Origin of the sequence: Actinoplanes sp. NPDC051470 (assembly GCF_040682035.1) — a bacterium.
Classification (GTDB): domain Bacteria; phylum Actinomycetota; class Actinomycetes; order Mycobacteriales; family Micromonosporaceae; genus Actinoplanes.
Window position 1 is genome coordinate 47649 of record NZ_JBFBAA010000036.1, and the last position, 25789, is coordinate 73437.

24 protein-coding genes and 1 pseudogene are annotated in these 25789 nt (G+C 68.1%); 9 read left to right on the forward strand and 16 right to left on the reverse strand.

Going from position 1 to position 25789, the window contains the following annotated elements; all coding sequences use genetic code 11:
* Window positions 1-25: 25 nt before the first annotated feature.
* The 3 genes from AB0M54_RS40270 to AB0M54_RS40280 all read right to left on the reverse strand — a co-directional run bounded on the left by AB0M54_RS40270 (window position 26) and on the right by AB0M54_RS40280 (window position 3607).
* Complete coding sequence (locus AB0M54_RS40270; RefSeq protein ID WP_364477335.1) at window positions 26-1435, reverse strand: hypothetical protein; 1410 nt, start codon at window positions 1433-1435, stop codon at window positions 26-28.
* Between the two features lie 107 nt (window positions 1436-1542).
* Window positions 1543-3189 (reverse strand): RICIN domain-containing protein, encoded by a 1647-nt coding sequence (locus tag AB0M54_RS40275; RefSeq protein ID WP_364323891.1) that lies wholly within the window; start codon window positions 3187-3189, stop codon window positions 1543-1545.
* Window positions 3173-3607, reverse strand: coding sequence for a glycosyltransferase (locus tag AB0M54_RS40280; protein WP_364477338.1), 435 nt, complete (start codon window positions 3605-3607; stop codon window positions 3173-3175). The genes AB0M54_RS40275 and AB0M54_RS40280 overlap by 17 nt, the downstream gene beginning before the upstream one ends.
* A gap of 216 nt (window positions 3608-3823) precedes the next feature.
* Here AB0M54_RS40280 and AB0M54_RS40285 point away from each other — a divergent pair, with 216 nt between their 5' ends.
* Both AB0M54_RS40285 and AB0M54_RS40290 read left to right on the forward strand, forming a co-directional pair.
* Complete coding sequence (locus AB0M54_RS40285; protein ID WP_364477341.1) at window positions 3824-4441, forward strand: LuxR C-terminal-related transcriptional regulator; 618 nt, start codon at window positions 3824-3826, stop codon at window positions 4439-4441.
* A 197-nt stretch (window positions 4442-4638) separates the two neighbouring features.
* Window positions 4639-5670: an SGNH/GDSL hydrolase family protein gene (locus tag AB0M54_RS40290; protein WP_364477344.1), complete on the forward strand. Its 1032-nt coding sequence runs from the start codon at window positions 4639-4641 to the stop codon at window positions 5668-5670.
* 81 nt (window positions 5671-5751) lie between these two features.
* On the opposite strand, the gene AB0M54_RS40295 is transcribed toward AB0M54_RS40290, so the two are convergent.
* The gene (locus tag AB0M54_RS40295; protein ID WP_364477347.1) at window positions 5752-6084 is read right to left on the reverse strand and encodes a hypothetical protein; all 333 of its coding nucleotides are present in this window, start codon (window positions 6082-6084) and stop codon (window positions 5752-5754) included.
* Between the two features lie 205 nt (window positions 6085-6289).
* Here AB0M54_RS40295 and AB0M54_RS40300 point away from each other — a divergent pair, with 205 nt between their 5' ends.
* Window positions 6290-7582: a hypothetical protein gene (locus AB0M54_RS40300; RefSeq protein WP_364477350.1), complete on the forward strand. Its 1293-nt coding sequence runs from the start codon at window positions 6290-6292 to the stop codon at window positions 7580-7582.
* Between the two features lie 289 nt (window positions 7583-7871).
* Here the strand turns inward: AB0M54_RS40300 and AB0M54_RS40305 are convergent, their stop codons facing one another.
* The 3 genes from AB0M54_RS40305 to AB0M54_RS40315 form a co-directional block, all read right to left on the reverse strand.
* Complete coding sequence (locus tag AB0M54_RS40305) at window positions 7872-8684, reverse strand: SDR family NAD(P)-dependent oxidoreductase (RefSeq protein ID WP_364323880.1); 813 nt, start codon at window positions 8682-8684, stop codon at window positions 7872-7874.
* 275 nt (window positions 8685-8959) lie between these two features.
* Complete coding sequence (locus AB0M54_RS40310; RefSeq protein WP_364323878.1) at window positions 8960-9415, reverse strand: thioesterase family protein; 456 nt, start codon at window positions 9413-9415, stop codon at window positions 8960-8962.
* Between the two features lie 153 nt (window positions 9416-9568).
* Window positions 9569-10279: an alpha/beta hydrolase gene (locus tag AB0M54_RS40315; protein ID WP_364477353.1), complete on the reverse strand. Its 711-nt coding sequence runs from the start codon at window positions 10277-10279 to the stop codon at window positions 9569-9571.
* A 71-nt stretch (window positions 10280-10350) separates the two neighbouring features.
* Between AB0M54_RS40315 and AB0M54_RS40320 the strand changes: the two genes are divergently transcribed.
* Window positions 10351-11295, forward strand: a complete 945-nt coding sequence (locus tag AB0M54_RS40320) for a DJ-1/PfpI family protein (RefSeq protein ID WP_364477356.1) — start codon at window positions 10351-10353, stop codon at window positions 11293-11295.
* Window positions 11296-11637: 342 nt separating this feature from the next.
* Window positions 11638-12843 (forward strand): cytochrome P450, encoded by a 1206-nt coding sequence (locus tag AB0M54_RS40325; RefSeq protein ID WP_364477359.1) that lies wholly within the window; start codon window positions 11638-11640, stop codon window positions 12841-12843.
* A gap of 166 nt (window positions 12844-13009) precedes the next feature.
* On the opposite strand, the gene AB0M54_RS40330 is transcribed toward AB0M54_RS40325, so the two are convergent.
* Window positions 13010-13906, reverse strand: a complete 897-nt coding sequence (locus AB0M54_RS40330) for an N-acetylmuramoyl-L-alanine amidase (protein ID WP_364323871.1) — start codon at window positions 13904-13906, stop codon at window positions 13010-13012.
* 462 nt (window positions 13907-14368) lie between these two features.
* On the opposite strand from AB0M54_RS40330, the gene AB0M54_RS40335 reads away from it, so the two are divergent.
* The gene (locus AB0M54_RS40335; RefSeq protein ID WP_364477362.1) at window positions 14369-14866 is read left to right on the forward strand and encodes an RICIN domain-containing protein; all 498 of its coding nucleotides are present in this window, start codon (window positions 14369-14371) and stop codon (window positions 14864-14866) included.
* A 193-nt stretch (window positions 14867-15059) separates the two neighbouring features.
* Here AB0M54_RS40335 and AB0M54_RS40340 read toward each other — a convergent pair whose 3' ends face one another.
* Window positions 15060-15779 (reverse strand): TetR/AcrR family transcriptional regulator, encoded by a 720-nt coding sequence (locus AB0M54_RS40340; RefSeq protein WP_364477365.1) that lies wholly within the window; start codon window positions 15777-15779, stop codon window positions 15060-15062.
* A gap of 30 nt (window positions 15780-15809) precedes the next feature.
* Between AB0M54_RS40340 and AB0M54_RS40345 the strand changes: the two genes are divergently transcribed.
* Window positions 15810-16388: a tautomerase family protein gene (locus AB0M54_RS40345; protein WP_364323865.1), complete on the forward strand. Its 579-nt coding sequence runs from the start codon at window positions 15810-15812 to the stop codon at window positions 16386-16388.
* Between the two features lie 271 nt (window positions 16389-16659).
* On the opposite strand, the pseudogene AB0M54_RS40350 reads toward AB0M54_RS40345, so the two are convergent.
* Window positions 16660-17569, reverse strand: a pseudogene (locus AB0M54_RS40350) (transposase).
* A 214-nt stretch (window positions 17570-17783) separates the two neighbouring features.
* Between AB0M54_RS40350 and AB0M54_RS40355 the strand changes: the two are divergent.
* Window positions 17784-18446 (forward strand): tetratricopeptide repeat protein, encoded by a 663-nt coding sequence (locus tag AB0M54_RS40355; protein ID WP_364323864.1) that lies wholly within the window; start codon window positions 17784-17786, stop codon window positions 18444-18446.
* A gap of 387 nt (window positions 18447-18833) precedes the next feature.
* On the forward strand, window positions 18834-18956 hold the full coding sequence (locus AB0M54_RS40360) for a hypothetical protein (protein WP_364323862.1): 123 nt from the start codon (window positions 18834-18836) through the stop codon (window positions 18954-18956).
* Window positions 18957-19184: 228 nt separating this feature from the next.
* Here AB0M54_RS40360 and AB0M54_RS40365 read toward each other — a convergent pair whose 3' ends face one another.
* The 6 genes from AB0M54_RS40365 to AB0M54_RS40390 form a co-directional block, all read right to left on the reverse strand.
* Window positions 19185-20021 carry a DUF1684 domain-containing protein gene (locus AB0M54_RS40365; protein WP_364477368.1) on the reverse strand — a complete coding sequence of 279 codons (837 nt, stop codon included), beginning with the start codon at window positions 20019-20021 and terminating at the stop codon, window positions 19185-19187.
* Between the two features lie 63 nt (window positions 20022-20084).
* The gene (trxB, locus tag AB0M54_RS40370; protein WP_364477371.1) at window positions 20085-21017 is read right to left on the reverse strand and encodes a thioredoxin-disulfide reductase; all 933 of its coding nucleotides are present in this window, start codon (window positions 21015-21017) and stop codon (window positions 20085-20087) included.
* Complete coding sequence (locus AB0M54_RS40375; protein WP_364477374.1) at window positions 21014-22477, reverse strand: MFS transporter; 1464 nt, start codon at window positions 22475-22477, stop codon at window positions 21014-21016. The genes trxB and AB0M54_RS40375 overlap by 4 nt, the downstream gene beginning before the upstream one ends.
* 12 nt (window positions 22478-22489) lie before the next feature.
* Complete coding sequence (locus tag AB0M54_RS40380) at window positions 22490-23467, reverse strand: NAD(P)/FAD-dependent oxidoreductase (RefSeq protein ID WP_364477377.1); 978 nt, start codon at window positions 23465-23467, stop codon at window positions 22490-22492.
* An 87-nt stretch (window positions 23468-23554) separates the two neighbouring features.
* A complete protein-coding gene (locus AB0M54_RS40385; RefSeq protein WP_364477380.1) occupies window positions 23555-24136 on the reverse strand; it encodes an XRE family transcriptional regulator in 582 nt (193 codons plus the stop codon).
* A gap of 132 nt (window positions 24137-24268) precedes the next feature.
* Window positions 24269-25273, reverse strand: coding sequence for a coenzyme F420-0:L-glutamate ligase (locus tag AB0M54_RS40390; RefSeq protein ID WP_364477383.1), 1005 nt, complete (start codon window positions 25271-25273; stop codon window positions 24269-24271).
* Window positions 25274-25789 lie beyond the last annotated feature (516 nt).

Genomic DNA, 25789 nt, shown 5'->3' on the forward strand with positions numbered 1-25789 from the left:
GTGCCGAACGATTGATCGGACAAGTTCACCCACGCTCACCAGCGCCTCCGGTGGGCGACGCCCACGGAGTGCCGTCCGCGGCCCACTTGATCTGCCACCCGGCGCCGGCCTCGGGTGCGCCCGGCTCGGGCGACCTGACGACGGCCGTCGAGCTGTCCTCGTCGCTCGGCCGAGCCGGTGCCGGATCGCTCGGCGGGGCGGACAACACGACCGTCGCGTCGCTCGTCGTGGACGACGGCGGCGAGTAACCACCGGCCAGGACCTCCACCAGCCGCCTGGCTCCGTCATGGCCGCCCGCGACCACGACGCCGGCCCGGCCGGCCAGGCCGGCCAGGACCCGGCGCAGCGACTCGGCCAGCCCGGCCGAGGCCGCGGACTCGAGCATCAGGACGCCCTTGTCCGGGTGCACGAACGCCCGGTCTTCCGGCTTACCCGCATCCCTGAGACGCAGCATGATCCCGGCGGGTTTCACGTCGGCCACCAACGCCGTTTCGCTCACGTGCTGGTAGCGCCGCTTGCCGGCACGTACCCATCCCTGGTCGACGAGACTGGGCCCGTCACCGCGGAGGCGGCGTTCGACGGACAGCCGCGCGTACGGATCCACCGGAATGCTTCGCGCTTGCCGCGCCACCAGCGCCACGTCGAGGGCTTCAACCCAGGCGGCTTCCGGCCCGGCGAACCTCCGATCGAGCAGTCTCGTCTCCAGGTGCACCACCGTGCCCGGTGGGAGTCCGCCGAACAGATCCGCCACCTGCGACGGGTGGACGGGCGGCACACCGATGTCCTGGATCACCACGGCGGGACCGCGGGGGTCCACCGGCAGCCGGTACGCGTCGTCGTCGCCGGCCGGCGCCCGATGGGGCAGACGCAGCAGCAACCCGGCCGGCACGGGATCACCGAGGAGACCGGCCAGCGATACCGGGGCGCGGGGAACCATCCGCTCCCAGAAGGGCACCGGGTGGCGAAGGGCGGCCACGGTCGCGGTGCCGCCGGTCCGGAACGACCGCCAGCCCGCCGCGCCCGCATCCGGCGCGACGTAGAGGGTGCCGTCCGTCGTCGCCCGCACCGATCCGTCGGGGACGAGTAGTTCCACCGCCGTCCGCTCGGCCAGCCGGTGCAACCAGGCCGCATGCGCGCCGCGGGGACGTCCGACACCGTCCGCGGCTATCCAGACCCGCCGCGTACGCCAGGATCGGGCCGCGCGCTCGACGGTGCCACGGATCGCCGAACCGCCGTACGTGTCGCGCACAGCCCGGCCGGACATCATGATCAGTACGTCGTCACCGGGCGCGGCCGCATCACGCAACAGTTGCCAGAGCACCAGAGGCGAGTCGTCCGGATGTGAGATCACCGCGGACGAGCCGTTCCAGTCGACGACGAGAGTGCCGGACGGCTGTTCCCGTCGGCGAAGCCACCGGACCAACCTCTCCCCCACCGTCCCAAGCCATCGTCGTACCCGCCGGGCCAGGAACCGAGGCTAGTGCGCCGGGCCGGCGCCGACCCGGGTCCCGACCGAAGGCGCACCGTAGTCGGACCCGTCGGTCAGTGGTGGAGGATCCAGAGCATGTCCTGGGCGGTCGGATCGACGTCGTACTGCTGGACGAAGTAGGTGTTCCAGCTGGTGCCGTCGGCGAACGGCGGGTCGCGGTCCTCGCCCAGCAGATCCATCGCCTTGCCGCTGGCCCGGTTGAAGATGCGCACGGTCCCGTTGCCGGCGTCCTCGATCCGCCAATGCTGGTGCGGGTCGTCGCGGTTGGTGACGCTGTGCACGATCTTGGCGAGGTTGTCGGTGGAGGAGTTCTCGGTGCTCAACGACATGTTGTTGTACGCGTTGGTGATGAGCACGTAACCGGGTACCGGCGCCGCCGGCATGCGCCAGTACTGGTCCTTCTGATGCTTGTTGTCGGCGATGTCGATCCGGTCGCCGTCCTTGTGGTTGTCGTCGACACCGCGCGCCTCCACGATGGCGTGGGCCCAGTAGCTCTCGATCTGGTACGTGACGTTCGGTTTCGCGGTCGCCCGCTTGCTGGGCCTGGTGGTGGCGCCCGGTGACGATGATCGCGGTGTGGCGGCGGAGCTGGGCGTCGGAGCCGGGGACGACCCGGGCTTGACGCTCACGGTGGGCCTGGGCTTGGCCGCGGACACGGTCAGGCGCGGGTCCCTCTCGTACTCGGGAACGTGCTGCTGCACCACCACGGGCAGCTGGGTGAGATTGGCGCGCGGCAGCCCACCGGCCTGGCGGATGACATCGGGGCCCCACTGGAACGCGCCGACGGCCAGGCTGTACGGGTCGGCGCCCCCGAGCCCGCTGAACTGGTTGGTGAGATCGCACAGGGCGGCGCCGAGCGCGCTGATGGCGTCGGCAGGCCGCCAGACCGAGGTGTCGGCGCCCGTCCGGTAGCTGTTCCACAGGCGCGCCGGGAACTGGGCGATGCCCTCGGCGCCGCTCGACGAGCGCAGGTTGGGATTGAACCCGGACGCGGCCCGCAGTTGCGCGGCGACGCGCGCGGGAGTGACGGCCGGGCAGATGCGGCCCGCGGCGTTGATGTCGGCTAGATAGACGTCCGGTACGGGCAAGCTGGTGCCCGGGTCGGCCCGAGGTGTGGTGGGCGCTTCGATCCGGAAGGGCTTCTCGCGCGCGTAGTGGACGGCATAGGAGGCCACCCGGTCGGTGTAGCGGGCCGCCTGGGCCGGCACGCCATGGGCGTCGAGAACCGCCTGCGGCCCGGTCCGGGCGGCGGCGATCGCAAGCTTCCACAGGTCACCGGTCAGGTTCGCGGCACGGAGCTGTCCCACCGTCTCGCACATGCCGTGGGCCAGGGCCACGATGTTGGCCTGCCGGTCACCGCGCCGCGCGTACGACCAGGGCTTCCACCGCTGCCACTGCTCGTCGGTCAGCCCGGCGACACCCTTGACCCCGCCGGCCGTCCGGTTGGCGAACCCGGAGTTCTCCATCAGCTGGGCGGCCAGTTTCGGCGGGGTCAGCGACGGGCAGGACAGTGCGGCCGACACGATGGTCTGCACATCGCCGTCCGGCACCGGACCGCCGATCAGCCGGTGCGGATCCGCGATCGCCGGCGCCACTTCTAATGCCGCTACCGTGCCGCACGCGAGCAACAGCGCCGTCAGGCCCGCGATCTCGGCCCGCGCCCGCATCCGGCCGGTGAGCCCCCTACGCGCCTTCGCCATGCCACCCCTCATTCGACCGCCACAACACCCGAGCCGCTTGAGGATGGTGCCGAGCGCGGGTGCACGCACGTGCGTTGTCCTTTGGCGCAGAGATGTATGCCCGCGAGCCGGCCGGGTGCTCCCCGTCCCACACGATGTACGAAGCGATCGTCGCGAGCGGCCGGTAACGCGCGAACTCGTCGCTGATCGTGCGAGCCGCTCGCCGGTATCGCTCGTCGCTGAGCACCGACCGGACGCCGACGCGACCGTAACCTTCGAGCGGAATGAAGGTGACGCCGGCCTGGCGCACGCGCTCCGCGAAACGGTCCTCGACGACGAATTCGACGTCATGGCCCAGCGACCGGAGATGACCGTCCGCCGACAGCACTGGAATGACATGGCCGGACAGCGACGTGGCAGCGACTACAACGTTTACCAAAGCGAATCTCCTTTCCGTGGATACGCGAGAACGTTCCCGGTATGACATCTTCGAACGGACAGGCAGTCAATCCTGCACTTCGGGTCGAGCACGTTCGTTCGTACCCGGAAGAACTTTATTCTCTGGTTCCCAGACAACGAACGGCCCGTTTTCAATGGACGTTTCTCGGCATTACCGATGTCGGCGGCCGGGCATGCGAAACGGGGTAAGGAAACGATGGGCAACACGATCGCGGTGTCCGTGCTGGCCGCCGAGCCGCTACGCGAGGTGGGCATCACCGCGATGCTGGAGTGGCTGCCCGAGCTGTCCGTCCGGCCGTTCTCCACGGATGTGCCCAGCGACGTCGTCGTGGCCGACCTGAGCAGCCTCGTCGTGCAGACTCTCGGGCCCCTGCGGAAGGCTTCGCAGAAGCACGGATCCGTCGCGGTCATCGTCACCGACGGCGGGGCGGCCGACCCCGACGCGATGTTCGAGGCGGGCGTTGTCACCGTCCTGCACGTCACCGAGGCGACCCAGGACCACCTCCAGTCGGCCATCCGGAACGCGGCCGCGATGGACAGCCTGGGGGTTGTGGTGACCCGCGACGACCTGATCGACCAGATCCGGCGCCTGGCGACGATCACCGGCGGAGACCCGGCCCGGCCCGTCCTCTCGGAACGCGAGATCACCGTCCTCCGCCACCTGGCCGCCGGGCTCGAGACCAACGAGATCATGAAGGCGATGAACGTGTCCGAACGGACGCTCAAGTACATTCTCTGGTGCATCATGAGCCGCTTGTCGCTACGCAACCGGGTACACGCGGTGGCTTTCGCCATCCGCGCCGGGCTCATCTGATTGGCACCGACCTGGCGGGTGCCCATCCGCGCAGCGTTTCGTGCGCCTTTGATCGAATCAGCTCCAAAGTTTCGCCGACGCTTTGTGCGGCTATATTCTGTGGCCTGCGTTTACACGGCCGACACTCCGCCGATGACAGCTGACGCTATTCCGGCTATTCCTTGGAAAGGCAGCGAATGCAATTAGTAAGGACGTCCGTGACGAGGTGGCCATCGGCCGTCGCCGTGGCCTGCGTCGCCCTGGCGACCCTCGTGCCCGGCTCACCGGCCTCGGCGAAGGCCGTGGACGTCACGGTGGACGCCGTGGCACTCGGGGACTCGTACGCCTCCGGTGTGGGGGCTGGGACCGAGACCGACGGTGAGTGCCGGCGTACCCCTGGCGCCTACGCCGCCCAGTGGTCGCAGCTCGACCCGGACGCGGTGAAGCTCGAAGTCAACGCCTGCAGCGGCGCGACGACGCTCGACGTCAGGAAGAACCAGCTCGGCGAACTCGGCCAGGACACCGACCTGGTGACGCTGCAGGTCGGCGTCAACGACCTCGAACTCATCACCACGCTGGAGTCCTGCGCCGACCCGGGCCAGACGAAGGATTGCGAGGCCCGGCTGGAGGCGCTTCCCGCACTCAGCGCCGCGTTGCCCGCCGAACTGAGCCGCCTGGTCGACACGATCAAGGACAAGGCGCCGAAGGCAAAGGTAGCTCTGGTCGGCTATCCCTTGCCGTTCACGCCGGAGTGCCCGAAACTCCCGCTGCCGGCGAAGGCCCTCGCCGGCGGCAACGCCGCGATCGCCGGCCTCAATCAGCTCTACCTCGAGCTGGCGGCCATCAAGGGCGCCGTGTATGTGGACGTCGCCAAGCCTTTCCAGGGCCACGAGGTCTGCGGGAATGCGTCGTGGCTGGTCGGTGCGGAAGGCGTACCGAACCGGACCGTGCTGCACCCCACGCTCGAGGGGCAGACAAAGGGATACCTGACGGCCCTCGTGACGACCGTCGGCGCTCCCGACAAGGTCCTGGAGTGGATGTTGCTGCGCGATACTCCCCGGCCGTCGGCGGAACCCTCCACCGGGCCGTCCTCATCGGCGGCGCCCGGCGCCGGGGGCTCGGCCGGAGGCCTTCCGCTGACCGGCCCCAACGTGTGGTGGCTGATCCTCGTCGCCACCGTGCTCGTCGGAGGCGGTGCCGCCACCTACATGACCCTACGACCCAAGGTGATCCGGGTTACCTCCGACTGACGCAGACCACAATCTGGTCCACTCCCCCGTGTGGACCACACCGGCGCTCGTTCCCGTCCGGGGAACGAGCGCCGGCTGTATTCACGGAGAGACTTGCCTGGCCAGGCGCAACGCCTCGAGATACTTGGGTAGCTCGATGACCGCTCGCTCCAGCTGTCCCGGACACGTCTGCTCCTGGAACACGGCGTCCATCACAGCGTCGGTGAACTCGGCATCGACAGAGGCCGACCGCCAGACGCGGATCATTCGCATGCGGGCGTTAAGCACCGCCAGGGTTCGCTCGAGATCGGCGATCATACGGTCGGCCAGATCCGGATTCATCCTCAGCCGGCCATCCTCGGCCAGTTGGAGGAACAAGTCACCGGCATAACCGGAAGATTGATCGCTTCTTGTGCCTCGCGTCTCACCCGCCATGCGACACAGCCAAGCTTTGTCCGGGCCGACGAGCAAGGGCAGCGATCTAAAACGCCACGACACTTTCCCGAAACGACGAGGCTGGTCTAACCAGGCAGACACCGATGCATCACCTAGCACGCATCGCCCGGTCAACGGGATGGATCAGGCGGGCGGACCGATGCCTGTTCCCACCCCGACTTCTGCCCGCGAGAACGAACCAGGCGTGGTGAACACCCGGGTCGACACTCGCTCCCCTTTGGACAAGGAGGCCCTTCGCCCCATCGAACGCTCCTATTCTCCTAGCATGATTTACAAGCATCGATTTCTAGCCCTCGCTGTAGCGGTGACTACGGTGACCGCGCTCATCCCGGCCGCGAGTGGCCAGGCCGAACAGGTGTCCGTCGAGCCGGCTCCGGTCAGCGCGACGGCCCGGATCTCACCTTCGGATCGCGCCGTCATGGCGGCTCAGGTGCCACTGAGCGCGGCGGCCGAGACGATCCGGCGGGTCGCGGTCGACGGCAGCGGGACGGCGCCCGCCGGTTATGCCGGGATCACCCTTGACGACGACCACGTGACGGTGTGGTGGAAGGGTGCGGTGCCCTCGCGGGTCGCAGCAGCAGTCACCGCCGCCCGCGACGTTGCGCCGGTCGAGATGGCCGTCGCCGCCCACTCCCGGGCCGAGCTGACCGCAGCCGCGGCAACGGCCATGGCCCACATCCGCGCCGGTGGGTCGGCGTTCAGCAGCGTCGAGATCGCGTACAACGGCCGGGGTCTTGTCCTCAACGGCACCGCCTCGGCGTCCCGGCGTACGGCGGCCGAAAGCCGGTCCAGACTGGGCATTCCGGCCGGCATCGACGTCAAGGTTCGCACCGACGGCCCCCTCGTCCTACAGAACCGGGTCGACGACCCCGCGCCGTTCCAGGGCGGCAGCGATATCCACACCGGCAATTTGGGCTGCACGTCCGGGTTCTCCGTCGCCAACAGCTCAGGAACGTACCTGCTGACGGCCGGCCACTGCGGCGACGTCGGTTCGCAGTTCCGGGGCGGCCTCAACCAGCCGATCGGGACCGCCACGGCCAAGCACAGGTCGCACGACCTGATGCTCATCTCCGCACCGGTGGAGGGCAAGATCTGGTTCGGCGGCGCACGGGCCGATGCGGTCGGAACCCTGGGTGTCGGCGGCTGGGCCGGCACTTTCCCCGGCGAATTCCTCTGTCGCGAGGGCGTCTATTCCGGCACCGTCTGCAACTACCGGGTCAGCGACACCTTCCAGTGGTCGGGCTGCAACGCCGACGGCAGCCTGTGCGTCGACGACCTGGTCATCGCCGACCAGCTGAACGGCACCCCCGCGCTGGCAGGCGACAGCGGCGGGCCGCTCTATGTGCTCGACTCCAACACCCGCGCGATCGCCAAGGGCACCTTCAGCGGCCACCTCGGCGAGAACCGCGCCCGAGTGCTCTTCCAGGACTTCGAGACGGCCAGCCGCGACTTCGGCATCAACGTCATCGGCGGCTGAGGGTGGTGCGCCAGTGCGGTGCCCGTCCGGCACCGCACTGGCGCGCTGTCAGCCGCGGCCGAGTTGCCTGACCGCCTCGGCCAGAATCCCCTGCACGAATGGAATGCGACGTGCGTCTCCATCGACGGTGATAGCGTGCGTGCCGCTTTCCTCAACAGGCGTTGCAGGTCGCGAAGCTGGCTCACGGTATAACGGGGTTGCGCCGGGTCGGCGAGGTCGTCATTGCGAAAGGCCGATCGCCGACCGGCGGGCGCCCGGGCACCTTGGTGCTATCCCTTGGAGCCCGCGGTCAGTGGGCCTCCTCAGCGACCGGCTGCCACTTCCGCCACGTCGCCAGGCGGTCCTCGTAGTCACGGGACACGATGTCCAGCGGCGCACGCCCGAGGAACATGCGCAACGGCGGGTGTGGCGCATCGGCGAGCCTCAGGATCGCGCCGCGGGTGGCGGCTGGGTCCCCGAAGGACGCGGCCGCCCAGTACTCGGCGTTGCGCTTCTTGACGTCCGCGTACGCCGGGTCGGCCACACTGGCCCGGGCCGACGAGCCGGCCCAGTCGGTGGCGTACGGGCCAGGCTCGACCAGCGTCACCCGGATGCCGAAGTCGCCGACCTCCTGCGCCAGCGTCTGGTTGAGTCCCTCCACCGCCCACTTCGACGCCGCGTACGCGCCGACCACCGGAAAGGTCGTCACCCCGCCGTACGAGGAGACCTGGATGATGTGACCCGATCCCGCCGCCCGCATCAGCGGCAGTACGGCCTGAGTCACCCACAGCATGCCGTAGAAGTTGGCCTCCATCTGCGCGCGGACCTCGGCCTCGGTCAGTTCCTCGATCACGCCGAAGTGCCCGTACCCGGCCGCGTTGATCACGACGTCGAGCTTGCCGAACCGTTCTGCGGCCGTGGTGACCGCCGCGTAGGCCTCGTCGCGGTCGGTGACGTCCAGCCGGACCGGCAGCAGGGTCTCCGGGTAGCGCGACCGCAGCATCTCCACCGACGCGAGATCCCGCACAGCCGCCGCGACCGAGTCTCCCCGTTCCAGCGCCGCCTCAGTCCATTGGCGCCCCAAGCCCCGTGAGGCTCCCGTGATGAACCACGTCTTCGACATGACCAGGATGGTCGTATGCGGCCGTCAGCCACGGCAAGCGCAACGGATTGTAGGCACCGAATCGTTCCCCTTCGGTCAAAGGCAGCGACCGGGCCCGGTCCTTCCGTCGCTGCGAAGGTCGCGTGGTGGATGAGGACCGGCCGCCGTCTTCCTCTCGAGCGGAACGATGGCCCGGCCGGTCCCCGATCCGCCCCAATCGCCGAGACTCTCGCGCTGCTCACAACCTTCGCGCCACCGCCGTCGTGAGCTGCTCGTCGGTGGGCGTCCTCAGGGGGTCACTGCTTCAGCTTCGACGCCACCGATCGGCCTTCTTCGCTCCATGGCGTCGGCACCCCGGCTTCCGGATCCAGATTGACGAGGGTCCGGTTCCCATGCGCGAACACGGTCCCGCCGTCCAGGCTCTGCAGCTTGAAGCCGTAGGTCATCGAGCTGGTTCCCAGTCGTTCGACCCAGAGGTGGACGGCGTAGCGGCCGGGGTGCGGGACCGGGTTGTCGTACGTGATGGAGAACTGTTTGGTGAGAATGAAGCCGTTTTCCTTCAGGGTCCAGTCCGACGAGACCGCCACGTTCTGCCGCCGCCAGTAGATCGACCACGCTCGCTCGACCAGGATGCCGAACCGGCTGTTGTGCAGCATCCCGAGCCAGTCGAGGTCGTCGAAGAAGACGTCCACATAAGTGATCGCCCCGAATTCAGGGATGCGCGCCGATGTGTACGGCGGATTGTCGAGCATGATCCGATCTCCATTTCGCCTCGTGTCACCGCCGATGCTCGCCGGGGCGAAACGGAAGAAGCAAGCTCCCGGACAGGTGGACAGCGAACGATTCCCGTTCGATCGACGACGGCATGCCGGTGAGCACGGCCCGCCGGCATGCCGTACGACTCACTATCGGCTACCGCGAACGGCCGACTCGATGAGGTCGGCGGTCTCGGCCGGGAAGGCGACCGGCGCGGCATGCGCGGTGTCGATCTCGACGACGGTGGAGCCGGCGCGCTCGGCCATGAACCGCTGTGCCTCGGTCGGGATGGAGTGGTCGGCGGCGCTCACCAGAGCCCAGGACGGCAGCGAACGCCAGGTCGCCGGGCCGGACAGGGTCTCGCCGAGAGCATCCGGGTCGATCGCGTGCTGCGCGGCGGCCAGCACCGCCGCGGTGCCGGGGTCGAGATCGGCGGCGTACACCTCGGCGAAGTTCTCCGCCCGCAGATACATGTCCTGGCCGCCCGGGTAGGGACGCGTCACCGTCGTCTCGGGCGTCAGCTTGCTGCCCGGGAACTTGTAGTTGAGCTCGCCCGCGGTCTCGTTCTCGTCCTGCTGGAACGCCGCCACGAAGACCAGGGCCCGCACCGCTGGGGTCAGGGCGGCCGGATCGGAGATGACCGAGCCACCGTACGAATGACCGGCGATGACCACCGGTCCGTCCACCGTCTCCAGGAAGCTCCGGAGATAGGCGACATCCGAGGCGAGCCCGCGCATCGGCATGGCCGGTGCCAGAACCGGATAGCCCCGGGACAGCAGCCGTCCGATGACGCCGTGCCACACCGAGGCGTCGGTGAGAGCTCCATGGACCAGCACGATCGAAGGTTGATTTGTAGTCATGCCAACAATCTTCGGCGAAAGCTTCCCGCCCGAACAGTGGCAGGAATGACACCTGGAGGTAGGATCCTGCCATGGCTCGTCACCGGATCTGTTTGATCCTCCTGAACCAGGTGCTGCCGCTCGACTTCGCGATCCCGATGCACATCTTCGCCCGCGAGGCGCCGGAGTTCTACGAGGTGCGGACAGCCACCGCGGACGGCAAGCCGGTGGACGTGGCCGGGGGCCTCAGCCTCATCCCCGACGGTGACATCCACCTGGCCCGCGACGCGGACACCGTCATCGTTCCCGGCTATGGAGGCGCCGCCACCGAACGGCTGGACCCGATGACGGTCGGCATGCTGCGGGCGGCCGCGAAACGCGGCACCCGCATGGTTTCCATCTGTTCCGGCACGTTCGCGCTGGCACAGGCCGGCCTGCTCGACGGGCTGACCGTCACCACCCACTGGTCACTCTGCGACCAGCTCGCCGCGCAGTATCCGCACACCACCGTCGATCCGGCGCTGCTCTACGCGGACAACGGATCGGTGCTGACCTCCGGCGGGGTCACGGCCGGGGTCGATCTGTCGCTGCACATCCTGCGCAAGGACCTGGGCGCGTCGATCGCCAACCGGGTGGCCAGGCGCATCGTGATGGCCCCGCACCGGGACGGCCAGCAGGCCCAGTTCTTCGAAGCACCACCGATCCCCCCGGCCGACGACGCGGTCGCGGCGGCCCAGCAGTGGATGCTGGCCTCGCTCGGTCAACCGATCACCGTGGCACAGATGGCCGCCAAGGCGCACATGTCCGCCCGTACGTTTCACCGGCGCTTCGTCGAGCGCACCTCGATGACCCCACTCGTCTGGCTGCACCAGCAACGCATCGGGCGTACCAAGGAATTGCTCGAAGCCACCGACCTGACGGTCGACGAGATCGCCCGCCAGGTCGGCCTGGGCACACCACCCAACCTGCGCTCACACTTCCGCCGCGCGACCAGCATCACCCCGACCCGGCACCGGCAGCTGTTCGCACATCACTGAACCGGTCGGCGCGGGCCTGCGGACAGCCCAGGGCCGGGGAACCTGAGCTCCCCGGCCCTGGCGCCATGCATCGTGTCCCGCGAAGGCACGCCCGGAGACAGACTCGTTCGCGCGGCGAGCCGCCGCAACGACCATTGATCGAACAGGCAGACATGTCGGCCCGGTCCGTCGTCCACGCGGGGACCCGACCACCGGGGCGGGACAGTGGTCAGGTGCACGACGAAGACCCGGCCGGACCCTCGATCCTGATCGATCCGCCGCTGACCGCCGCGTTCCGCGAAGCCGTCATCCGGCTGTGGCTGAGCCCGCGGGACAGCCGGCCGTGAGAAACGGGAGGCATTCGTGAACCACCAGGTGAACCCGGCCGCGGCCGCCGAGCCCTTCGCGGGCTTCCTCACCGAGGACATCTACGACGTCCTGGCGGTCTACCGCGAACAACAACCCGTGGCGCCGCTGACGTTGCCGGATGGGCGCACCGGCTGGCTGCTGACCCGGCACGACGACGTCCGCCGGGCGCTGACCGACCCGCGCCTGACCAAGGACGGCCTGCTCTCCCCGGTCGGTTACCGTCCCGTGGTTCCGCCCGACATCGACGAGGCGACCCGCCACCACATGCTGGTGGTCAACCCGCCGGACCACTCCCGGCTGCGCCGCGCGGTCCGGCCCGCGTTCACGCCGGGCGCGATCGCCGCGCTCACGCCCGCCGTCCGGGCCATCACCGACCGGCTGCTGGACGATCTGGCCCGGCCGGGGCGGCACGACCTGATGGCCGAGCTGGCCTTCCCGCTGCCGATCGCGGTCATCTCGGAGATGCTCGGCGTACCGGCGGAGGACCGTGACGACTTCGCGCGGTGGTCCCACATCCTGGTCGCCGGGGCCGCGCGCCGGGCGGAACTGCCCGCGGCACAGGCCAACCTGATCGCGTACATCCGGGCCCTGCTGGCGGCCAAACGCGAGCTCCCGGCCACCGATGTGGCCTCCCTCCTGATCGCCCCGGGCGGCGATGACGGTTCGCTCACCGAGAACGAGGTGATCTCCACCATCTACCTGTTGTTGCTCGCCGGGCACGACACCACGGCGGCGCTGATCGGCAACGGGGCGTACCGGATGCTCGAGGACCGCGAGCGCTGGGAGCTGCTGCGGAATTGCCCCGAGCGGCTGCCCGCCGCCATCGAGGAGATGCTCCGGTACGACAGCCCGGTGCAGTTGAGCACCCACCGGATCGCCGCCGAGGACGTCACGTACGGCGAGCACCTGATTCCCGCGGGATCCACCGTGCTCATCTCGATCCTGTCGGCCAACCGCGACGGCGAGCGCTTCCCCGACGCCGACTCGTTCGACCTGACCCGGGACGGCTCGTCCCACGTCGCGTTCGGGCACGGCATCCACCACTGCCTCGGCGCGCCGCTCGCCCGTCTGGAGGCGCGCATCGTCTTCGAGGCCCTGCTTGACCGGATCCCCGGCCTCGAACTGACCGACGGCTTCCGGCCGCGGTGGCGGCCGAGCATCCTGATGCACGGACTCGCCGAGCTGTCGGTGACCGTCTGACGCGCCCAGGGCGCGGCGACACCTGAGATGAACCCGGCCCGGATGGCAAAAGCGACGCGTGATCCGGACGAGTGGGTCGTGGATCTCCGCCGCACCTTCAGAGGTCATCGCTGAGAAAGGGACTGACCGGGCCGGCTCGGCGAGCGGCCCGGTCAGCCCTGCACCGTCAGCGCGGCGGCTGCTCGACGAAAGCCTTGATCTGATTGAGCTGACCCTTCGGCCCGGACGGCAGGTTCTCCACCGACTGGTCGTCGAACTCGAGCCCCAGCGCGAACCGCAACACTGCGGCGACGTTGTCCCGGCGTTGCTTGTCGGCAGGCCCGTACTCGCCATCCTGCCGGATCGCCTTCGCCGCACTGGCGAAGTAGGCATCCACATCTGCGACCGACACTCCGGTCTCCTCACTGTCGGGTGCGAGCTCTTCCCGCACGAGGTTCAGGAATTGCGTCCAGGGGAAGTTCGGTCCCGGGTCGGTGTGCGTGCCGTTGTCGGCCGGGAACGCACGGGTGATGTCCGCATGCGAGCAGAATCCCTTCACCCCGTCCCGGACTTCGGTGACGGAGAGGTGCCGGACCGGAATGCTCCACTTCTTCGCGTCCCGGGCCGCCTGGCGCGCGGCACGGCGGAGCATGGCCTGGGCGTAACTCTCCCGCCACTCGGACTTCCACGCGGCCCGGGCGCACAGCTCGTAGTGAATGCCACGCTTGTTGCCCTGCGGCCGGGCGGTGTGAGCCTGGTCCCCGGTGCGGACACACTGCACGATCGAGTCGCTGTCCACGAAGTAGTGCGCCGACGTCCCATCGGTACGCCGCTGGTCATAGCCGGCGCCGTCCTCCGCGGACTTGGAGTGGCTGCTGCCCTCGGTGCTGTGGATGACGATCAGCTGCACGCTCGATCGATTGGCGTCGGTCCATGACTTGGGCGGCATCCATGTCAAGTCCGGATATTCGGGGGACTGGGCCATCAGCTCACCACTCCTTCCGGCTCGGTGTCGTGTGGTGAACGATTCCCGCTCCGGGGCGCCAGCGGAATCGAGCGGGGCAGATTCGGCGCGGGCGCGCACCGGACGATTCCCCTTCGGTCAACGCCGCTGCCTGGACGCGTAAGAAAGTGCCGCGCCTCATACGCCGGGGAGTCCTTCACGGCTGTGATCCCGGCGCTACACCGCTTCCACGGCCTTCACCGGCGAATTCGGGGACCGGACTTCAACCGGCAAGCGACGACGGGCTTCCAGCCCAAGATCGACTACGCCAGCCCACCTCCACTCTGCTGGACGCGCGAAAGTCGGAGGTTGGGCGCGTGTACGCGTAAGTGACGTAGGCGCCCGGCTCCGATTGAGCCAGCACAGCGCTTTGACTCTTCCCATTGAGCGGTTGTACTCCAGTGCAATATTAGATGCCTTTAAGTTGGATCGCCTAGCCCGACTGGCCGTGGACCGTAAGCGTGATCAGTGGAAAGAGTTCGCCAAGGTGCGCGGATTGAATCCTGCAACGAAACGAGAGGAAAGCTGTTGTTTATCAGCCGCATGAAATTTCTGTTTGCAGCGATCGTCGTGGCATTATCCGCACTAACCCTAACACCGGCCCCGGCCCAGGCCAGCGCTGCCGGTTCTTTGGGCACCAACATCCTCCGGAGCTGGAAAACTGGACGCTGCTTGGACACCAATAACGGAGTGGTGTACATGAATATCTGTAGCGTGCCGGGCACCAACGACCACCAGCTGTGGGAAATCTCCGTCGAGAATAATGATGCTGTGATTCGAAATATGGTGAACGGCTGGTGTCTTGCTACGAACAGGCCCGACTCCGTCTATACCACCAGTCAAGAATGCGGCATCAATAGCACTACGCGGTGGGACGGCAAACTATGGAACAGGCCCGACAATGTCTACCAAACATGGACCTTCGAGAACAAGAATAAGCCCGGTTACTGCCTTAATAACCAGGCGCCCGACACGACGCCGAGTGTGGCGGACGTGCACCTCTGCGGCGGTGATTACCAGGATTGGAAGTTCGGTTTCTGAGCCTACGCCAGTGACCCGCTTGAACGCATAGATGCTGTCCACCATGGCCTGGTCCTGAAAATCGTCGGCACAATTGGAATGCCAGCCTCGGGCCTTCATCAAGGGTGGCGGGCGGGGTCCTGGAACGCAAAGTCGCTTCTGACCTGGGATGACCTGGCTTGCCTAGTACTCCAGCCGTAGATCGTTATGGGCGTCAGCGTCGCCGGAGGCGGGCACGTCCGACGGTCAGTATTTCGTCGGACAGATCTGGGTCGGCGTCGGTGACGGCGCGGGAGACGACGAGGGTGCCGACCATCTGGCAGAACAGGGCGATGGCCTGTTCCCTGGCCTGGGCCGGGGTGAGGTCGGCGCCGGACTGGTGTGCGCGGTCGAGGATCAGGTCGGTGATGGCGCTGAGGTAGCCGCCGAGACCGCCGCGGTATTCGGCTTGGAGAGTGGTGCCGTGGCGGCCGGCGTCAGCGGCGAGGGCGGCCGAGGCGCAGCCGGTTTCCGGGTGGTCGCGATGGTCGGGCGTCAAGTAGTCGTCGATCAGGTCGTTCAGGGCTGCACGGGCGGAGCGGGGGCGGGCCTCGCGGATGGCGGCCAGGGCGTCGAGGGAGTCGGCGAAGCCTTGGCGGAACACCTCGACGGCGAGGTCTTCCTTGGAGGCGAAGTGGTTGTAGAAGCCGCCGTGGGTCATGCCGGCGGTTTTCATCAGCTCCTCGATGCCGACCCCGTCAACGCCGTGTCGCCGGAAGCCTTCGCCAGCGGCACGGAGGATCTTCTCGCGGTTGAGCTTCTTCTGCTCCTGGGTGATGCGGGGCATCTCGGAAACCTCCTCGGCGGGGCAGGTGACGTCCCGACTGTTGTGATGATAGCCGACATCAAAGATGGGGTCCCGCCCTTGACAAGCAATGATGCTGCCGATCATCATAAGTTTGATGTTAGACGACATCATTAGGAGGTGGAGGGCGGCGAGGCGACTGTTGCCTCCGGCTCGCGCGGGCAAGAGGTGCGCGCGCCGTCCGCCGCTTCATGCTGGTGTCGCCTGAGCGCAACACCCTCAGCTCAGGGCTGCTCACCCAAGGGGAAAGCTGCCGCTCGACTCGAAACAGGGGCCGATGAATCGGTCGAACCCGAAGGAATTACTGTGCCTATTGTTCGCATCACCCTGAAAAACGGAAGGTCTCCGGAATACCTGGAGGCGGTTTCGCAGAGCATCTACTCGGCCATGCGCGAGAAGTACAACCTCGCCGAAGGCGACAAGTTCCACATCTTCGAGGAGCTCGACGACGATACTTTCAAGTACGACCGGAACTTCGGCGTGCGCGAGCCCCGCACGGACGATTTCATGATCATTCAGGTGCTGTCGGATCCGCGTCAGGCGTTCGACAAGCTGGCCACGATGAAGGCGTTCGCCGAGAAGCTCAGCGCATCGCCGGGCGTGAACCCGAAGGACGTCGTGGTGGTCTTCCACGCGAGGCTCGCGGCAGAGGATCCCTCGCTCGGCTACGGTGAGCCCGTCCTGAATCTCCTGCGATAACACATCGCCCCGCAGGGAATCCGTGCTCCGGGAACCTCAAAGCCCGGGCGTGCCCTTCCGGCACGCCCGGGCGGCCACCTCGCCGCACCGCAGATCCTCACCCGAACCGAACCCGCGCCAGTTCCAATGTGTCCATATAACGAAAATCGATCAGCCGAGGCTGGTCCACGCGTCACGGTTAGTCTAGTACTCCAGCCCAGGATCGTGATGTAGAAGGCGGTCGATGCGCGGTTGGTTCGGACCCGGGATCTGTTCACTACGAGTGAATGGGTTACTGGTCGCGGCGGCGGTAGTGGCTGGCCCGGGAACGGGCTTGGTGCAGGCGGCGCCAGTGGGACCAGGCCAGCCAGTGGCTGATCGTGTGGGTGGTGGCGACGAGTCTGGCGAACAGGCGGCGGATCTCGTTTACGGTCAGCGGGATCAGCTTCTGGTCGTCCGGCTGGATGCGGCTGCGCTCACGGGCGGCGATCACGGTGAGGATCGCATGGGCGAGCATGACCAGGGTGGTGTGCCGGTACCAGGAGTCCCATCGGCGGACCTGGTGTTCGTCCAGCCCGGTGGCGTTCTTGCTGGTCTGGAACACGGTTTCGATGCACCAACGGGCGCCGGCCACCCGGACCAGGGTAGGCAGCGCGACCGGAGTCGGTGACCAGCAGCGGTAGAAACGCCAGCTCGCCGTCGCAGATGCGGCGGCGTACCAACAACCAGTGGTGCCCCACCTGCTCGTCGGCCGGCGGGGTGACCGCCACCCATGCCCAGTCGTAGTCGCGCGGCCCCTTGGCCCCGGCACCGGCGCTGTACCGATTCCACGCAGGCAGGCTCAGCGCGGCGGTGATCTGATCAGCGCGCTGCGGCCCGAGAGCCGGGCTGGCGGTCACGCGGTGGCTCTTCGCGACCGCCAGGACGTAGCCCATGCGCCGGGCCTGCAGGTCCCGGCGTAGTGCACGGTCTCCGCCGTAGAACTCGTCCGCGGTGGCCCAGGCGGCGGGCACGCCAGCAGTGGCGGCACGGGTCAGCATCCGGTGCGGCGAGGCCTCTCCAGCCTGTTCCGCCAACTGCCAACACGTCTGTGTGTCCACATCAGATATCAAGCCGAACAGGTACGCCCGAGCCCGCCAGCGCGGCTCGACCCGACCGAATCGGCCCGCGATCCGGGCGAACCCCGAGTCGAACTCGGCCAACCACTCCTCGGCCGCTACGCTCTGCCCAGCGGTCGCCACGAAATCTGAAGTTGTCTCCACAAGTCACCGATGATCACGTGGTGGCCGTCTGCATGCCCGTAGGCGCGCGGACCGAGCTCGCCCCCCACCCATCGCTGACCGTCCACATCACCCGACGCTGGACCGCTAAACTGCTGACCCAGCATGCAGTGGCGATGCCAGGACGGGGGCGGCGATGAACGCCGAAGATCGCATCGAACGGGCCAGGACGCTCTATGAACAAGCCGTGTTCAGCGGCGATGCCAGCGTGCTGGCCGACGCCGAGCGGGACCTAGACGCGGTGGAGGCCGACGCCGCGCTGGCCCGTGGGCGGATCCTGCATGCACGGTTCCTCAACGAACGCGCCAGCAGCGGCCCGTCACCCGTCGAGGACCCGGATGAACTGCCGTTGTTTGAGCATGCGACCCAGCTGTACCAGGCGCTGGGCGACACGCGCGGCCAAGCCGAGACACTGTTCTGGATCGGCTGCCTGCATCAGGTTATCCGGCGCGACAACGTGACCGCGGTTCCACACCTGGAAAGGTCCCGCCAGATGGCGGCGCAGATCGGCGACAAGTCGACCCAGGCCGAGGCACTGCGGCACCTGGGCATCGCGGCGCACATGGCCGGTCGACTGGACGAAGCGCGCGGGCAGCTGGAGGAGTCGTCACGGCTGCGCCGAGAGGTGGGAGCGCTGCCGGGCTTGGCCGCCAACATGGTCGGGCTGGCCTACATCGCCGCCGCCCAGGACCGCCACGCGGACGCGCTCGCGACACTCGACGAGGCGAACGCCATCGCCCAAGCGCACGGCGCCCATGCCATCGTGCGGCAAATCCAGCAGGCAAGAACCCAAATTTAGACACACGATCACGCCAGGTACCCAAACTGCCAACACAAGCCCGACCACGACCGCCACCGAGGTCACCTCAGCCATCGACCAAGGTCTACATCACGATCCCGGGCTGGAGTACTAGAGTCGCAATCGTCCCAGATCGGAAGGCACTTGCAGAGCGCAGGATACTCGTACGCGTCCGAAGGTTGTCGTTGCTGGTGGCGCTCGGGGTGTGGACGGTCGTACCGGCACCGCCTGCTCGCCGATTTGGCCGACAAGATCGTTTGACCAGCGGTTCGTTCAAGTGCTTGGGCCTGTTCGGGCCTGTGGCCTCGGACCCGACCGCGTGGCCCGTGGGCGCAGCAGCTGGAGGACCGCCGGTCGGTGGCCGCGATCACCATTGCGCAAGGTTGGGTGGCAGCGCTCGACGGCGACGGCAGCCCACGCGACGGCGCCGAGATCGTCGAACTCACCGCCGCGAAACTCACCCGCACCGCCCGGACCACGACCCTGCGCGTCGCTGCCCGCCGGCCCTAAACCGACCAGCTCGTCGTCACGCTCCAACGCCTCACCGCGCTACCCGAACCCTTTACCTGACAACGGATCCACCGTCCAACAACCAGGACCCACGGAGCGACGACCCGGCCGCGCCTCACATCACCGAGCCGTGCAGGCAATCACTGCACCGGCCCGGGAAACGCCGCGCCGGGGAAGGCCGGCCCGGGAACGCCGGGCCGGCCGACCATCGTGGCGACCGGGTTCAGCTCACCCGGCGCGCCGTTGGGGGGTCTTCTCCCCCGCCTCGACCGCCACCTCCAGGCGGGACTCGGGCGGCGGGATCGGGCATACCGGGTTGTCGTAGAAGGCGCACGGCAGGTTCGCTGCGCGGTTGAAGTCCAGCACAACGTTGCCGTCGTCGTCAGGAGCCGGGAAATCGAGCGAGCGGCATGCGGGATACGTCGTCACGCCACTGGTGCCGTCGGTGAAGACGGTCGTCATTCCACCCATCGGATGCGGCATGGCGACGAAGGAGTACTGCTTGCCTGCTAGCGTCAGGTGGACCCGGCCGTACGAGTCGTAGTCGAAGTCCTGCCAGCCGACGGTTTCGAGCCTTGTCTTGGAGCCCGCCGCGGCCGGTTCGAAATGTCCGGTGAGCACCCAAGCCGGGTCGGGCTGGTAGGCGGGGACGCCGGTGAATTCAGCGCGAGCCTCGGAATCCGGGTCGTACAGGATGATCATGTAGTCCTGACGGTAGGAGATGCCGATCTGCACCCGGCCGGCCGTCACCCGGATCTCGCCGGCGTTGCCGGCCATGTCGAACGATCGGACCCCGGTGAATTCCTCACCCTCGTACGTCATCGCCTGTCCGAGGGTGTCGACATAGGCCACGCCATCGCCCTGCCACCATTCTCCCGGCACGCCGGGGTATTGCTGCGGGGCCCGGTCGAGCCAGATGGTGTCGACGGCCGACAGCCAGCTGAACGGCTGGGCGAGGAACCCGTCGCGACCCGCCTTCCACTCTTTCCAGCCCGCGACGAAATCGTCGACAGCACCGACTGCCGCGCTCCTCGACTCGACGTCGTTTCCAGGGGCAGTGTTCATTGTTCATTCCTTCCATCGGTGCCGTAGCAGCCCACCGAGGGGCGTACGGCAGAGAAATTGCGGTCAGGGCTCAAGTGAGGTGAGGTAGCGTTCCGCGTCGAGGCCGGCGGCTGCGCCGGTTCCGGCCGCGGTTATCGCCTGGCGGTACGCTCGGTCCACCAGATCGCCCGCCGCGAATACTCCGTCCACGCCGGTGCGGGTTGTCGGATGGTCGACCAGCACGTATCCGTCGTCGTCGAGAGCCACCTGACCCTTGAACAAGTCGCTGCGCGCGGTGTGACCGATCGCCACGAAGACGCCGGAGACGCCCAGCCGATCGGACGTTCCGTCACGCACGTCCCTGACCTCGAGGCCCGTCACCACCCCGTCGTCGTCGAGGATCCGTTCGACAGTGCTGTTCCACCGGACGGTGATCTTCGGGTCGGCGAGCGCCCGGTGCGCCATGATCCTGCTGGCCCGGAAGGAATCCCGCCGGTGGACGATCGTTACCCGGTCGGCGAACCGGGTGAGGAAGGTGGCCTCCTCCATCGCCGAGTCGCCGCCACCGACCACCGCGATCTCCCGGCCGCGGAAGAAGAAGCCGTCACACGTGGCGCAGGTGGAGACACCCCGGCCGAGAAGCTCCATCTCCCCGGGTACGCCGAGCGGACGCCACGCCGAGCCGGTCGCCAGAATCACCGCCCGGGCCGTGTGCACCGTCCCACCGATGTCGATCGTCTTCACCGGCTCGGTCAGTTGGACGCTCGTGACGTCGTCGTTGACGAATCGGGCACCGAACCGCTCGGCCTGCGCGCGCATGGCCGTCATGAGGTCCGGTCCGAGCACGCCGTCCGGGAAGCCCGGATAGTTCTCCACCATCGTGGTGTTGACCAGCGCGCCGCCGGACTGCGATCCCTCGATCACCAGGGGTTCGAGGTTCGCCCGGGCCGCATAGAGGGCGGCGGTGTAACCGGCCGGCCCGGAGCCGATGATGGCCAGATTCTCCGTGTCTCTCACAATGATCCTCCGGTCGGGGATAGTGCGCCGCCGTCGCGGCGGATCAGGGTCGCGAAGATTCCCAGGGCCAGAGCCAGGAGGGCTGCGCCGGCGAGGAATGCCACGCGGTAGCCGTGCAGCTGGGCTTCGAGCGCCGTCTGGCCGCCGTGCGTGCTGACGTACCGGGCGACCGCGCCGACATACAACGTGTTGAGCAGCGCGGTACCCAAGGCTCCGCCAACCTGCTGAGTGGTGTTGACCAGAGCGCTGGCCACGCCGGCGTCGCCGGGCCGCACGCCGGCGAGCGCCAGCGCCGTAGCCGGCACCAGGACCAGCCCGATGCCGATGCTCATGACGATCTCAGCGGGCAGTACGACGTCGATGAAGCCGCCGGCGGTGTCCAGACGGGTCAGCCACAGCAGGCCGGCCACGGCGACCGCCGTACCCGTCACCAGGATCTTCTTGGCACCGAAACGGCTCATCAGCGTCGAGGCGAGAGCCGCGGTCAGGACGATCCCCGCACTGAAGGGCAGGAATGCCAGGCCGGCTCGCACCGGCGTGTACCCCAGGTTCACCTGGAAGTAGAAGGTCAGGAAGAGGAACAGCCCGAAGATCCCGCTGAAGATCAGCAGCTGTCCGAGGAGCGCGCCGCCCCGATCGCGATGGAGGATGACGCGCAACGGAAGCATCGGGTGCCGAACGCGGGACTCGACGAGGGCAAATGCTCCGAGGAGAATCAGTGCGGCCGCCAGGATCGCGATGGTCGATCCGTCCAGCCATCCGGCCCGCGGGTCGGCGGCGCGGGTGAAGCCGAACACCAGTACGGCCAGCCCCCCGGACGCGAGCACAGCGCCGAGGACGTCATGGCCGTGCGTACGGTCCGGCCGGCTATGCGCGAGCAAGGGAATCGCGACGAGGCCGACCAAGACGCCGATCGGTACGTTGACGTACAGGCACCAGCGCCAGTCGACGTACTCGGTCAGCAGGCCGCCGGCCACCAGGCCCAACGCACCGCCGGCGCCCTGCACGGCTCCGTACACGCCGAATGCCTTCGCTCGTTCGCGTTCGTCGGTGAACGTGACCACCAGCATCGAGAGCGCGGCCGGGGCGAGGACGGCGGCGAAGGCGCCCTGCAGAGCACGGGCCACGATCAGCATCTGCTGGCCGTCGGCCGCACCCCCGAGAGCGGACGCCGCCGCGAATCCGGCCAGCCCGACGAGGAACATCCGCCTGCGGCCGAAGTAGTCCGCGATCTTCCCGCCGACCAGAAGGAGCCCGCCGAAGGCGAGTCCGTAGGCGGTCACGATCCACTGCCGGTCGGTGTCGGAGATCCCAAGCTCGGACTGTGCGTCCGGCAGCGCGATGGTGACGATCGAGGAGTCCAGCACGACCATCAACGTCGAGGTGGCGATGACAGCCAGGGCCAGCCATCGGCGTGGGTCAAGGACGGGGGTTGTTGTTTCCGCTGCTGTCGAGGACATGAAGGGCTCCGATCACAGTCCGGCGGATGCGGCGGTACGCATGGATTCGACCGCCAGGGCGACGTCCTCCTGGGTCAGGTCGGCGTTGAGGGTGGCTGCCGCCGTCACCCCGGAGGCGGCCGACTGCATGACGCCGGCGGTCACATCGGCCACGTTGCCGGCGACCCAAACGCCGGGTACGCCGGTGAACCCGCTCGGCTCGGCCTTGACCTGACGCCCGATGCCCATCGGATGATCGACCACCTCGACACCGAGTCCATCGAGCAACCGGTGCCGCGCCTGGAACTGCGGTCCGACGATGATCGCCTGCCTGGGGACGACCTCGCCGTGGCTGAGGCGTACGCCGGTGATCTTGTTGTCCTCGACCTCGACCCGGGTGACCTCGCCGCCGACGACGCGCACTCCCCGGGCCGCGAGCTGCTGCCGCTGTTCATCCGTGGGCTCAGGAGCGGTGTGCAGGAACAGGGTGACGTCCGAGCTCCACTGCCGCCACATCAGCGCTTGCATGGTCGCTTGCGGGCCGGTGGCCAGCACGCCGAGCGCCTGATCGCGGAGCTCCCAGCCGAAGCAGAAGGGGCAGTGCACAACGTCGTTGCCCCACCGCTCGTGCAACCCCGGGATGTCGGGGAAGACGTCGACGAGGCCGGTGGTGATCAGCAGGCGACGTCCGGCGTATCGGTCGCCCTCGGCCGTGGTGACCCGGAACAGGCGCTCGCCGGCCCGTGCCACGGATTCGACGGCGCCACTGACGATCTCACCGCCGTACCCACGAATCTCTTCGCGTCCCAGGCGTAACAGTTCGAGCGGTGGGGCGCCGTCGCGGGTGAGATAGCCATGGGAGTGGGCCGCGGGGGCGTTGCGGGGGTTGCCCGCGTCGATGACCACGACCGAACGGCGGGCCCGGACCAGTGTGAGGGCGGCCCCGAGGCCGGACAGGCCGCCGCCCACGACAACGACATCCACGGGATCGCGCTTGAAAATCTCGCTCATGTCTGCATCCTGCGGACGCCCGCCACGGGAGGCGAGAAAACTTGCGAGATGCGCGAACCCGCATACGTTCGATCGAGGGCCCGAAGATCAGACGGTGCGAGCCTTCAGGTGAACGCGTTCGCCCTGCGGGCCGAAGAGGATCAGCAACTCGGCCGGCACCGTTCCCGCATTGGCGACCGCATGCGGGACCCTGGTGTCGAATTCGGCCGCTTCGCCGGTCGAAAGCTCGAAATCCTTGTCACCGACCGCCAGGCGCACCAATCCCGAAAGGACGTACAACCACTCATGACCCTCGTGGGTCTGAAGGTCGAGCTGGTCCTTGTTGCCGGCCGTCACGGGCAGAACCTGCTTGAACGCGCGCGGGCCTCCGGCCGGCCCGGACAGCGGCACCCAGACCACTCCGTTCCGATTCACCGGGCGCGGCCGGATCCGGGGGTCGCCGATCGCCGGTGCGCCCACCAGCTCGTCGAGCGGCACTCCGTACGCCCTGGACAGCTGGAGAAGAACGTCCAGGGTGGGCCGGCGCTGCCCCGACTCCAGCCGGGAGAGGGTACTGACCGACATGCCCGTCACCTCGGCGAGCTGCTCCAAGGTCCGGTTGTGCCGATTACGGAGGGCGCGCAGACGCGGTCCGACACCATCCACCACTCTTTGCAGATCATCCGGCATACGTCCGCAGGGTACGGCAACGATGGAACGACAGCCGGAGTTCCGCACAACGCGGCGAGCGGGGTTGGTCATCTGCCGGTGAAGCCGGTGTCGCCATGACGGCGTACGGCGGGACGGCTCCTTTCCACCTGCTCAAAGTTCCAGTATCAGGCTGTGGTCGCGCAGCTTCAGGCGGGAACCGACCTTCTCGGCGGCCAGCGCGACCCGCAGCCGGTGGACGTCGATTCCCAGCCTGATGAAGGCGTCCGGGGTCGGTGTCTCCGTGGTGAGGATCAGCCTGCTCTCGAGGAGTTCGACCCGAACGCGGGTGCCGGCGTCGAGGTGCCCGCCGACCGTGTCGAGCGCCCGCAGCACGGCCGCCGCGTCCACGATCACCGCGGGCGCGGCGTCCGCCATCCGCGCCGCGCCGCGAAGGGTGTCCGCGACGCCCATCGAGAACATGTCGTCGGCCGGATCCCGCAACAGGGCGCTCACGCCTTCGTACTCGCCGAGGTCGCCCGCCGGAAATCCGCGGATGACCGCCACCGGCACCTGATCACGTTTGCCCTTCACCAGTTCGGCGGCGGCGGCGAGCTCGTCGACGACCGCCATCCGGGCGAACCGCAGCTCGTTCCCGTACGGATCGACCTCGCCACGGTGATCACGCAGCGGCCGGACGCCCGCGGACCCCAAGGCAAGGTCCGTCAGTCCGATACGCCACGGCCGCCCCGACGTGTCAGAGACGATCACCCCGACGTTCAATCCCTTCGCCCGGAAAGCCTTCCGCAGAGCGGCCGCGGACGCGTCGGGGCTGAGCGGAAGCAGGACCAGTCTAGCCTTATCCACATTGGACGCGTCGATGCCGGCGCCGAGCATGGTGAAACCGTGATGGGTGCGCACGATGGTGATCGTGCCACGACGCGCCACCACCTCGGCGGTCTCGGCGGCCAGCATCCGGGCCCGGGCCTCGTCCCGTTCCGGTCCGTCGGACGGCACCTCGACCAGACGACCTTCCGCCTTCGACACGATCTTGCTGGTCACCACCAGCACATCACCGTCGGCCAGCCAGGGCGCGGCCTCGACGATGATGTCGGCCAGGTCGTCGCCGGCCGCGATGTCGCCGATGCCGCGGACCGGCAGCACCTCAAGTCCGTCCATCACACATCCTCGCGTCGAGAACTGTCCGGTGCCGGATCCTGGCTTCCCGGTGAACGGTGCGGACCGCCTTTGTGCGGAGGCGCACACAACCCTGCACGGCCGGTCATAAGCCGGATGGGGCGGCTCGCCTGAGCCTTCATTGACCGCCCGGCCGCTTGCTCGTACGCACGTCGTCGAGGTGCCCGTTTCGCCACTCGGCATCGTCACCGTTCGAGAAATACGCGACAGTTGCTCGTCTTCGTTGCCGCGCAGATGTGGAGATGAGCAGTGCTCCGGAAGCACAACCGGCAGGGTGTCGTCCTGGCCGCGGTCCTCTCGGTGGTGCAGGGATGCGGTACGAACCCTCCGGCTGAGGTACCGGTCGCCCCGGCGCCGTCCGCCTCAGCCTCTCCGAGCGCGCTCGCGACCGCCAGTCCCGACCCGAAGCTGGCTGCGATCCTGGCGGGCCGGCGGAAGGTCACCATTCACCTGGTGCCGGCCGGCCGCGACCTCAGCGCCACCTACGAGGGACCGATC

Coding starts and splice junctions, on each gene's coding strand:
- AB0M54_RS40275 (WP_364323891.1), bottom strand. CDS start 3,189: ATGGCGAAGGCGCGTAGGGGGCTCACCGGCCGGATGCGGGCGCGGGCC.
- AB0M54_RS40285 (WP_364477341.1), top strand. CDS start 3,824: ATGGGCAACACGATCGCGGTGTCCGTGCTGGCCGCCGAGCCGCTACGC.
- AB0M54_RS40295 (WP_364477347.1), bottom strand. CDS start 6,084: ATGGCGGGTGAGACGCGAGGCACAAGAAGCGATCAATCTTCCGGTTAT.
- AB0M54_RS40305 (WP_364323880.1), bottom strand. CDS start 8,684: ATGTCGAAGACGTGGTTCATCACGGGAGCCTCACGGGGCTTGGGGCGC.
- AB0M54_RS40310 (WP_364323878.1), bottom strand. CDS start 9,415: ATGCTCGACAATCCGCCGTACACATCGGCGCGCATCCCTGAATTCGGG.
- AB0M54_RS40315 (WP_364477353.1), bottom strand. CDS start 10,279: ATGACTACAAATCAACCTTCGATCGTGCTGGTCCATGGAGCTCTCACC.
- AB0M54_RS40320 (WP_364477356.1), top strand. CDS start 10,351: ATGGCTCGTCACCGGATCTGTTTGATCCTCCTGAACCAGGTGCTGCCG.
- AB0M54_RS40335 (WP_364477362.1), top strand. CDS start 14,369: ATGAAATTTCTGTTTGCAGCGATCGTCGTGGCATTATCCGCACTAACC.
- AB0M54_RS40340 (WP_364477365.1), bottom strand. CDS start 15,779: ATGATGATCGGCAGCATCATTGCTTGTCAAGGGCGGGACCCCATCTTT.
- AB0M54_RS40355 (WP_364323864.1), top strand. CDS start 17,784: ATGAACGCCGAAGATCGCATCGAACGGGCCAGGACGCTCTATGAACAA.
- AB0M54_RS40365 (WP_364477368.1), bottom strand. CDS start 20,021: ATGAACACTGCCCCTGGAAACGACGTCGAGTCGAGGAGCGCGGCAGTC.
- AB0M54_RS40375 (WP_364477374.1), bottom strand. CDS start 22,477: ATGTCCTCGACAGCAGCGGAAACAACAACCCCCGTCCTTGACCCACGC.
- AB0M54_RS40380 (WP_364477377.1), bottom strand. CDS start 23,467: ATGAGCGAGATTTTCAAGCGCGATCCCGTGGATGTCGTTGTCGTGGGC.
- AB0M54_RS40385 (WP_364477380.1), bottom strand. CDS start 24,136: ATGCCGGATGATCTGCAAAGAGTGGTGGATGGTGTCGGACCGCGTCTG.
- AB0M54_RS40390 (WP_364477383.1), bottom strand. CDS start 25,273: ATGGACGGACTTGAGGTGCTGCCGGTCCGCGGCATCGGCGACATCGCG.